Annotated in this window: 1 protein-coding gene; it reads left to right on the top strand. The window is 74.6% G+C overall.

Annotated elements, in window-relative coordinates; translation table 11 throughout:
• Window positions 1-1120 (top strand): alpha/beta fold hydrolase (locus tag PROKR_RS16565; protein WP_036964787.1); only part of this gene is annotated, 1120 nt, incomplete at its 5' end.
• Window positions 1121-1212: the final 92 nt, after the last annotated feature.

Below are 1212 nucleotides of genomic sequence, written 5' to 3'. Positions count from 1 at the left end.
GGGCGGGCCGGGCGGCGCGAACCCGCGGCCGCTGCGGCGGGACGGCTGGCTGGACGTGGCGCTGCGCGACTACCGCGTGGTGTTCGTGGACCAGCGCGGCACGGGCGGCAGCTCGCCGCTGGACGGCGAGGCCCTGGCCGGGCTGGACGCCGCCCAGGGTGCCGACCTGCTGGCCTGCTACCGGGCCGACTCGATCGTGGCCGACCTGGAGGACGTGCGCGGGCAGGTGTACGGCGGGCGGCCGTGGACGACGCTCGCGCAGAGCTTCGGCGGCTGGATCACGCTGACGTACCTGTCGGTGGCGCCGGAGGCGCTGCGCGCCTGCTACGTCGCGGGCGGCATCCCGGGCACGCCGCCGGACGCCGCGGAGGTCTACCGCCGCACCTTCGGCCGGGTCGCCGGGAAGACGGCGGAGTTCTACCGGCGCTACCCGGCCGACGTCGACGCCGTCGCGGCGATCGCGGACCGGCTGGCCCAGGGCGACGTGCTCCTGCCGGACGGCGACGTGCTGACGGTGCGCCGGTTCCAGTCCATGGGCATCGACCTGGGCATGAAGCCGGGGCCGGAGCGGCTGCACTGGTTCGTCGAGAAGGCGTTCGCGGCGCCCGGCCGGTTGTCGGCGGGGTTCCTGCAGGAGGCGATGGTCCGCACGTCGCAGGCGGACGGGCCGCTGTTCTGGACGCTGCAGGAGTCGATCTACGGGCACGGCGCGAACGGCCCCACGGGCTGGGCGGCGCAGGCCGAGCGCGACCGGCGGCCGGAGTTCGACGCGGACCGGCGTCCGCTGCTGTTCACGGGCGAGATGGCGTTCCCGTGGATGTTCGACGAGATCCGGCTGCTGCGGCCTTATCAGGGCGCGGTGCACGAGCTGGCGGCGCGCCAGGAGTGGTCGCCGCTGTACGACCTGGACCGCCTGGCCGCCAACGAGGTCCCCCTGGCGGCCGTCGTCTACCACGACGACATGTTCGTCGACTCCGGCCTGCAGCTCGACACGCTCTCGCGGGTCGGGTCGGCGCAGGCCTGGGTCACCAACGAGTACGAGCACGACGGGATCGGTGACGCACGCGTGCTGGAGCGCCTGCGTGAGCTGGTCCGCGACCGAGGAGGAGAGATTCGATGAGCACGCACCACACCCCTGGCCGGCCGCCGTACGCGGGCACGCGCGCGCCCCGGCTGGCCGAGAGCGACGCGTTCAACGCCCACATGGCCCGC

It is taken from the genome of Promicromonospora kroppenstedtii DSM 19349 (genome assembly GCF_000515355.1).
Lineage (GTDB): Bacteria > Actinomycetota > Actinomycetes > Actinomycetales > Cellulomonadaceae > Promicromonospora > Promicromonospora kroppenstedtii.
Note: the sequence above shows the minus strand (reverse complement) of the source record. Positions and strands in the feature narration are given on the sequence as shown.